Annotated in this window: 10 protein-coding genes; 5 read left to right on the forward strand and 5 right to left on the reverse strand. The window is 69.2% G+C overall.

Annotated elements, in window-relative coordinates; genetic code table 11:
* On the reverse strand, window positions 1-1,624 hold a 1,624-nt coding region (locus VHK87_RS16365), incomplete at its 3' end, for a Clp protease N-terminal domain-containing protein (RefSeq protein WP_329635956.1).
* Window positions 1,625-2,083: 459 nt separating this feature from the next.
* Here VHK87_RS16365 and VHK87_RS16370 point away from each other — a divergent pair.
* From VHK87_RS16370 to VHK87_RS16385, 4 genes are all read left to right on the forward strand, one after another.
* The gene (locus VHK87_RS16370) at window positions 2,084-2,704 is read left to right on the forward strand and encodes a hypothetical protein (RefSeq protein WP_329635957.1); all 621 of its coding nucleotides are present in this window, start codon (window positions 2,084-2,086) and stop codon (window positions 2,702-2,704) included.
* A 99-nt stretch (window positions 2,705-2,803) separates the two neighbouring features.
* The gene (locus VHK87_RS16375; RefSeq protein ID WP_329635958.1) at window positions 2,804-3,196 is read left to right on the forward strand and encodes a hypothetical protein; all 393 of its coding nucleotides are present in this window, start codon (window positions 2,804-2,806) and stop codon (window positions 3,194-3,196) included.
* 10 nt (window positions 3,197-3,206) lie between these two features.
* Window positions 3,207-3,917, forward strand: coding sequence for a C39 family peptidase (locus VHK87_RS16380; RefSeq protein ID WP_329635959.1), 711 nt, complete (start codon window positions 3,207-3,209; stop codon window positions 3,915-3,917).
* A complete protein-coding gene (locus VHK87_RS16385) occupies window positions 3,914-4,465 on the forward strand; it encodes a hypothetical protein (protein ID WP_329635960.1) in 552 nt (183 codons plus the stop codon). The genes VHK87_RS16380 and VHK87_RS16385 overlap by 4 nt, the downstream gene beginning before the upstream one ends.
* On the opposite strand, the gene VHK87_RS16390 is transcribed toward VHK87_RS16385, so the two are convergent.
* The 4 genes from VHK87_RS16390 to VHK87_RS16405 form a co-directional block, all read right to left on the reverse strand.
* Window positions 4,462-4,890 (reverse strand): DUF1178 family protein, encoded by a 429-nt coding sequence (locus VHK87_RS16390; protein WP_329635961.1) that lies wholly within the window; start codon window positions 4,888-4,890, stop codon window positions 4,462-4,464. The two genes, VHK87_RS16385 and VHK87_RS16390, sit on opposite strands and share 4 nt — an antisense overlap.
* A gap of 7 nt (window positions 4,891-4,897) precedes the next feature.
* Window positions 4,898-5,719 carry a carbon-nitrogen hydrolase family protein gene (locus tag VHK87_RS16395; RefSeq protein WP_329635962.1) on the reverse strand — a complete coding sequence of 274 codons (822 nt, stop codon included), beginning with the start codon at window positions 5,717-5,719 and terminating at the stop codon, window positions 4,898-4,900.
* Between the two features lie 147 nt (window positions 5,720-5,866).
* Window positions 5,867-6,130 carry a glutaredoxin 3 gene (grxC, locus tag VHK87_RS16400; RefSeq protein WP_329635963.1) on the reverse strand — a complete coding sequence of 88 codons (264 nt, stop codon included), beginning with the start codon at window positions 6,128-6,130 and terminating at the stop codon, window positions 5,867-5,869.
* 34 nt (window positions 6,131-6,164) lie between these two features.
* Complete coding sequence (locus VHK87_RS16405; RefSeq protein ID WP_329635964.1) at window positions 6,165-6,953, reverse strand: ComF family protein; 789 nt, start codon at window positions 6,951-6,953, stop codon at window positions 6,165-6,167.
* On the opposite strand from VHK87_RS16405, the gene VHK87_RS16410 reads away from it, so the two are divergent.
* Window positions 6,952-7,453 (forward strand): methyltransferase domain-containing protein (locus tag VHK87_RS16410; protein ID WP_329635965.1); only part of this gene is annotated, 502 nt, incomplete at its 3' end. The two genes, VHK87_RS16405 and VHK87_RS16410, sit on opposite strands and share 2 nt — an antisense overlap.

A 7,453-nucleotide genomic window follows, 5' to 3' on the forward strand; every position in this document is an offset into this window, starting at 1 on the left:
TCCAGCGGGAGACGACGGCGGCGATCTGCTCGGCGTCGACCACCTCTGGCGTCAGGGCGTCCTTGCCGGCGGCCTCTTCCTCGGCCAGCCGCTTCTCGAGCTGCGGGATCTCGCCGTAGGCGATCTCGGAGGCGCGCTGCAGGTCGCCCCGGCGCTGGGCGGCGACCAGCTCGGCCCGCAGCCGGTCCAGGGCCTCGCGAGCCTGGGCGGCGGAGGACAGCTTGTCCTTCTCGGCGCGCCAGCGGGCGGTCATCTCGGCCGACTGGCCCTCGAGGTCGTCCAGCTCCTCCTCGAGCTTCTCCAGGCGCGCCTTGGAGGCCGCGTCGGTTTCGCGGGAGAGGGCTTCGCGCTCGATCTTCAGCTGCACGACGCGCCGGTCGATCTCGTCCAGTTCCTCGGGCTTGGAGTCGACGGCCATGCGCACGCGGCTGGCGGCCTCGTCCACCAGGTCGATCGCCTTGTCCGGCAGGAAGCGGTCGGAGATGTAGCGGTTGGAGAGGGTCGCCGCGGCCACGATGGCGCTGTCGGAGATGCGCACGCCGTGGTGCACCTCGTACTTCTCCTTCAGGCCTCGCAGGATCGACACGGTGTCCTCCACCGTCGGCTCGGAGACGAACACCGGCTGGAAACGCCTTGCGAGCGCCGCGTCCTTCTCCACGTGCTTGCGGTACTCGTCGAGCGTGGTCGCGCCGACGCAGTGCAGCTCGCCGCGGGCCAGGGCGGGCTTGAGCAGGTTGGAAGCGTCCATCGCCCCTTCGGTCTTCCCGGCCCCAACCAGGGTGTGCATCTCGTCAATGAAGAGGATGATCGAGCCTTCGGCGGCGGTGACCTCGTTGAGCACCGCCTTCAGCCGCTCCTCGAACTCGCCCCGGTACTTCGCGCCGGCGATCAGCGAGCCCATGTCGAGGGCCAGCAGCTTCTTGTCCTTCAGGCTCTCCGGCACGTCGCCGTTGACGATGCGCAGGGCCAGCCCCTCGACGATTGCGGTCTTGCCGACGCCGGGCTCGCCAATCAGCACGGGATTGTTCTTGGTGCGCCGAGACAGGACCTGGATGGTGCGGCGGATCTCCTCGTCCCGGCCGATGACCGGGTCGAGCTTCTGGTCGCGGGCGGCCTGGGTCAGGTCGCGGGCGTAGCGCTTGAGCGCGTCGTAGCCCTCTTCAGCCGAGGCGGAGTCCGCGGTGCGGCCCTTGCGGACCGCCTGGGCGGCTTCCTCCAGCCCCTTGGGCGTGGCGCCGGCGCTCTTCAGCGCGGCGGCGGCCTCGCCGCCCTCCTGGGCGATGGCGATCAGCAGGCGCTCGGTCGTGATGAAGGCGTCGCCGGCCTTCTTGGCCTCTTCCTCGGCCTTCACGAAGACCCGGGCGGTGTCCGGCTTCATGTAGAGCTGGCCCGAGCCGCCCTCCACCTTGGGCAGCTTGGCGAGAAGCGCTTCGACAGCCTTGTCGGCTTCGTCGGGCCGGCCGCCAGCGCTCTGGATCAGCGCGCGGGAAAGCCCGTCCTTCTCTTCCAGCAGCACCTTCAGGATGTGCTCAGGGCCGAGCTGCTGGTGACGACGCGCGAGCGCCAGGCTCTGGGCCGACTGGATCGCCTGCTTGGCGCGGTCGGAGTAAAGGTCGATGTTCATTGTGTCCCCTCGAGTAGGCGGATCGGCCAGATCGCCTTCACGAAGCGCGGCCTGGACCTTGGGGGTGGATGTAGTGTGGCGGATCGGCCACACAAGCCCGGCGGCCAGGACGAAGGCGTTCCAGTCCTACAAGCGGCGCGGCCCGCGGGGCCGATAGCGCGGCGGCGCGGATCAGCCGCCTTCACCGGGATACCCACAATGAGCAAGCGTGACCCATTCCGAGCAAAACCCTTCAACAACTAAGGATATAAAGCAAAGCTTGTCGCAGCCCAAAATGATGTATTCATGGGCGTAAGTTAATCGCGTTCAGTCATCCAGACGGTTGATCAACTTGCGACAAGCTTGACCTTAGTCACAATTTTTTGGCGAAAACTTGTGATGCAAGTTGTCGCATCGGGTGTAACTTCCCCGGGCACTGGGGCGGGCAACACACCCAGCAAACAGGTCCAGGAGTAAGCCATGAGGAACGCGCTTGTCGCGGCGGTGTCTGTCGCCGCTCTCGCTACGGGAATGGCCACTGCCGTCTACGCACAGGAGGTCGGCGGAGACATCGCCACGTCGACGATCACCAACGGGTTGAACGACAACTCGATGGAAGACAACTCCGACAACAGCACCGACATCGGCGACATCGATGTCGACGCCTCGACCAACGATTCCGGCAACACCGACAACAGCACCAACGATTCCGGGAACGCCGACAACAGCATCGAAGACTCGTACAACACCGACAATACGAACAACTCCGATAACCGGGTCGACAACACCAACAACTCGGACAACTCGAACCGTTCGGACAACTCGATCAACGACTCCTACAACGACTCCTCGTCGCACCGGACAAGCCTGTCGACCCAGACCCTGACTGGATCTGTGACCGGCACCGCGGTGTCCTTCGCCGCCCCCACCATGGGCGACCAGAACGGCGCGTTCACGACCGGCGACGTGGCGCACAGCGGCGACTCCTTCTCCGGGTCGGCCGGCGTGCACGTGACCGGCTCCAACACCGGCTTCGCGGCCAACGTCCAGTCGGCGAGCGGCATCTCGGCCAACGCGGACATCAGCTTCGGCGCCCCCTAGGCCAAGGCCTCTTCGATGAGCCCACCGGGCCGGCCCCGGCCGGCCCGGTCCATTCACGGATCGGAAGGCGAGAGCCCTGCGGCTCCCGGCGGAACGATGATGAGGCATGCGATTTTCGCGGCCGCCCTGGTGGCGGCCGTCGTGGGCGGCCGCCCCGCGCTGGCGGCCGGACCCGAGGAGACTGCGCCGGCCGTCGCCGATCGGCCGGCGCAGGCCGCGCCGGCGCAGGCGCGCCGGCTGCTCCCCGAGGCGGAGCTCTCCGCCTACAACGGCGGACAGGACGCGGGCGTCCAGGTCCAGGCGACCCAGACGCTCACCGCCACCGCCAACGGCAATTCCATCGGCGGCGACCTGCTCTCCGGCGACGTCACCTTCTCCGACAATGCGCTCGATAACTTCAGCGGCGTCGGCAACGTGGTGATCAACACCGGCGCCAACAGCAACCTGCAGGGCAGCATCCTGGTCACCGTCGTCGGCGCCCCGGAACTGTGAGGGCGGGACGATGACCAATCCTCGCCTGATCGGGCTCGCCGCCGCCGCCGCCCTGCTGACGGCCGCAGCCCCAGGGCCGACCGCCGCCCAGGTCGCCATCTTCGACCGCGGCTCGCCGCTGAACGTGCCGGTCACCACCTTCCGGGACATCCGCTTCAAGACCGTCGTGCGCCAGCAGTACGACTACAGCTGCGGCTCGGCCTCACTGGCCACCCTGCTGCGCCACCACTACGGCCGCCCGCTCGGCGAGGCCGAGATCTTCAAGGCCATGTGGGACGTCGGCGACCAGGCGCAGATCCAGAAGGTCGGCTTCTCCCTGCTGGACATGAAGCGCTACCTCGAGAGCCTCGGCTACAAGGCCGAGGGCTATCAGATCAGCCTGGAAGAGCTGATGGCCTCGAAGGAGCCGATGATCACCATCATCGACCTCGGTCAATACCGCCACTTCGTGGTGGTGAAGGGCGCCCGCGACGGCCAGGTGCTGGTGGGCGACCCGGCCCAGGGCCTGCGCACCTACAGCGCCAAGGAGTTCCGCCAGCTCTGGCAGCCGGTGGTGCTGGTTATCGAACAGGCGGGACGGCCGGCCTTCAACCGCGAGGCGGAGTGGCGCCCCTACGGGTCGTACGCGCTGGGCGAGCCGCTGGGCGACGACTCGCTGGCCTCGCTGACCCGCGAGCTGCCGCCGCGCTATCAGATCACCCCGGTGTTCAACCTGCCATGACCCAGCGCCTGAAGACCTTCGCGATGGCCGCGACGCTGGCCGCCGGCGTCACCGCCGCCTCTCCGGCCCAGGCCCGCTCGCCGATGACCGAGGCCGAGATGGCGGACAAGCGGGCCGGCATCATGACCCCGCTCGGCTACGAAGTCGGCGTGGGCGCCGTCGTGCGCACCTATGTGGACGGGGCGCTGGCCCTGGAGAGCCGGCTCACCTGGGCCGAGGGCGGGCTGATGCGCGAGCACACCATCGGTCAGCCCACGGCCGGCGCGCAGGCGGCGGCGGCGCGGCTCGGGCTGAACCTCGACCAGGACTGGATCGGCCTGGTCCTGGAGAACCCCGACGGCTTCACCGCCGTGCTCAACAGGTTCACGAACGACGGGATCGGCAACCTGATCGTCAACACCGCCGCGGACCAGGACATCCGTCTCGAGACCGAGCTGCTGCTCGACATCCCCGAGCTGGAGCGCTTCCAGCAGCAGTTCCAGACCGAGCAGAACGACATGCGGATCCAGGACGCGATCGCCAACGCGCTGACGAACGCGGTCCCCTAATTGATCTCGGTGGGCTTGGGCGGCGGGGGCGGCTGGGGGGCGACAGGGACGCCGTCCTCGACCAGCTTCTTCACCTCGGTGGGGCTGGCCTCGCCATAGATGTCGCGTTTCTCCGAGCGGCCCTCGTGGATGGCGCGGGCTTCGGAGGCGAAGGCGTCGCCGACGTAGTCGAAGTTCTCCTCGACGTGGGCGCGGACCTTGGCGAGCGCCTGCATCATCATCTCCCGCGGCGCGGCGGGCGCCTCTCGGCGGGTGCGCTTGGTCCCGGCCACCGCGGGGGCCATGATCTGCTTGCGTACGTCGGCGCTGTCGCAGACCGGACAGCTGAGCAGGCCGCGGCCGGACTGGTCGTCATAATCGGAGGAAGAGCCGAACCAGCCTTCGAACTCGTGGCCGGCGTCACAGGCAAGGGCGTAACGGATCATCTGTGGATTAAGGGCCCGAAAAGCCTCGTGCATTCGAAAGGGCGGGGATCGCCCGCCTGGCGCGCTCCACTTGGGTAAGGTCGAGGTCCAGCGCAAGCACCCCGGGCTCATCATGGTCCAGCTTGCCGATCACCTCGCCCCAGGGCGCGACGGCCAGGCTGTGGCCATAGGTGCCGCGGCCATCCTCGTGGAAGCCGCCCTGGGCCGGCGCCAGCACGAAGGAGCCGGTCTCGATGGCCCGTGCGCGCAGCAGCACCTCCCAGTGGGCCTCGCCGGTCGGCCGGGTGAAGGCGGAGGGGACGGTCAGCACCTGCGCGCCGGCCAGGGCCAACGCCCGGTGCAGGGCCGGGAAGCGGACATCGTAGCAGACGGTAAGGCCGAGCTTCGGGTCCCCCGCCTGGGCCACCACGGCTCGGTCCCCCGGCGTATAGAGGGCGCTCTCGCGCGCCGTCTCTCCGGTCGGCAGGTCAACGTCGAACATGTGCAGCTTGTCGTAGGTGGCGGCGACACGGCCCTGCGGATCCAGCAGGATCGAGCGGTTGGCGGCCAGGCCGTCCGGCCGCTTCACCAGGGCCGAGCCGATCAGCAGCCAGACCTTCAGCTCGGCCGCGGCGCCGGCCAGGCCCTGGACCACCGCGTCCTCCTCGGGCGGCTTCAGCACGCCGAAGAGCTTGTCGCGGTCCTTCTGGAGGAAGTTGGTCCCCTCAGGCGTGGCGATCAGCTGGGCGCCCTCGGCGGCGGCTTCGCGCACCAGCGGCAGGACATGCGCCAGGGCTGCATCCTGGGTGGCGGGCGTGCGGGTCTGGATCAGGGCGGCGCGCAGGGTCATGGCCCGGCTTTCGCCGTCCGACGCTCGGAATTCAAGCCCTAAGCGCGGTCCGCAAAGTGGTCGCCGGTTATGCGATCAGACCGCGCTCAAGCTTTTTAGAGTAGAGCCCTTCTCATCCGATCAGGTCGATCTGATCGGGGAAGGGCTCTAGGCGTCCGCGTGCAGCAGCGGGTCGAGCTTCCCGGCCCGCTCCAGCGCCATCATGTCGTCGCAGCCGCCGATGTGCGTCTCGCCGACAAAGATCTGCGGGAAAGTCATCCGGCCGCCGGAGCGCTGGATCATCTCTCTCTTCTTCTCCGGATCGAAGGCCGCTTCGATCTCGGTGAAGGCGACGCCCTTCTTCTCGAGCAGAGCCACGGCCCGCACGCAGTAGGGGCAGTAGGGCTTGGTGTAGATGGTCACCTCGGTCATGGCTCTCTCAACGCCGGAGGGTGTCACAGGATCATCATATGGAGAGTCGTTCGGACTGCTGCACCCGTGCGACCACTGCGACATCCACGCCCACCGCCCCTGCCGCCAGCAACGCCCGCGCGCAGCCGCCGGTGGTGGCGCCGGTGGTCAAAACGTCGTCAATCAGCAGCACCCGCCGGCCCCGCACCAGCGCCGCCTTCGACGCGGGCACCGCGAACGCGCCGGCCACGTTGCGCCGCCGGCCGGGGCCCGACCGCCCGCCCTGGGTGGGTGTCGCCTTGATCCGCTTCAGCACGTCCGGCGCGTAGGCGAGCCCGCTGAGGCGCGCCAGCGGCCGGGCGATCTCGGCGGCCTGGTTGTAGCGGCGGGCGATCAGCCGGGTGGGATGCAGCGGGACCGGCGTGACCAGCTCGGCGCCTTCGATCAGCTCGCGGGCGGCGCGCATCAGCCAGCGCGCGAACAGCGGGGCGAGGTCCAGTCGGTCCGCATGCTTCAGCTTCAGGATCGCCCCGCGCGAGCCCTCGTCGTAGAGGCAGGCGGCCCGGGCGCGGGCGAAGGGGTGCGGCCGGGCCTCGCAGGGGGCGCAGCGGACGCCGGGGCCGAGCGCGAACTCCAGCGGCGCGCCGCAGCCGTCGCAGACCGGCCCGTCGATGAACGCGATGCGGCTCCAGGCGAGCGCCGAGAAGCCCGAGCTCTGCGGCGCAGGGCCGATGTCCTCATCCAGGCTGTGCGGCGGAAAGACGAGGTCGAGCAGGCCGCGGCCGAATGCGCGGGCCCTCGGCCCTGGCTTGAAGGCCCTCCAGACGCCATCTTGCAGGTCCATGTCCGCCCCGCCCCGCCTCTTCGACCGCGACCTCCACCGCAAGCGCCTCGCCCGGGCCGCCGCCGACTTCGACGATGCGGGGTTTCTGAAGGCGCGGGCGGCGAACGATGTGGTCAACCGGCTGGAAGCCATCCTGCGCGACTTTGGGCTGGTCGTCGACCTGGGCGCCCGCACCGGCGCGTTCCGCGAGGCGCTGGCGGCGAGCGATGCGGCCTCCCGCGTCGGCGCCCTGATCGAGGCGGACCTTTCCGAGGCGATGCTGGCCGGCCGTCGCGGCCTGCGCGTGGCGCTGGACGAGGAGCGGCTGCCGTTCGCGCCGGAGAGCCTGGACCTGGTGGTCTCCAGCCTGTCGCTGCACTGGACCAACGACGTGGTCGGCGCGCTGATCCAAATCCGCCGGGCGCTGAAGCCCGACGGCCTGTTCATCGGCGCCTTCCTCGGCGGGGCCACCCTGACCGAGCTTCGCCAGGCCATCGTCGCCGCCGAGATCGAGATCTTGG

The organism is Phenylobacterium sp., assembly GCF_036263695.1.
GTDB lineage: Bacteria > Pseudomonadota > Alphaproteobacteria > Caulobacterales > Caulobacteraceae > Phenylobacterium.

Coding starts and splice junctions, on each gene's coding strand:
- VHK87_RS16370 (WP_329635957.1), top strand. CDS start 2,084: ATGAGGAACGCGCTTGTCGCGGCGGTGTCTGTCGCCGCTCTCGCTACG.
- VHK87_RS16375 (WP_329635958.1), top strand. CDS start 2,804: ATGAGGCATGCGATTTTCGCGGCCGCCCTGGTGGCGGCCGTCGTGGGC.
- VHK87_RS16380 (WP_329635959.1), top strand. CDS start 3,207: ATGACCAATCCTCGCCTGATCGGGCTCGCCGCCGCCGCCGCCCTGCTG.
- VHK87_RS16385 (WP_329635960.1), top strand. CDS start 3,914: ATGACCCAGCGCCTGAAGACCTTCGCGATGGCCGCGACGCTGGCCGCC.
- VHK87_RS16390 (WP_329635961.1), bottom strand. CDS start 4,890: ATGATCCGTTACGCCCTTGCCTGTGACGCCGGCCACGAGTTCGAAGGC.
- VHK87_RS16395 (WP_329635962.1), bottom strand. CDS start 5,719: ATGACCCTGCGCGCCGCCCTGATCCAGACCCGCACGCCCGCCACCCAG.
- grxC (WP_329635963.1), bottom strand. CDS start 6,130: ATGACCGAGGTGACCATCTACACCAAGCCCTACTGCCCCTACTGCGTG.
- VHK87_RS16405 (WP_329635964.1), bottom strand. CDS start 6,953: ATGGACCTGCAAGATGGCGTCTGGAGGGCCTTCAAGCCAGGGCCGAGG.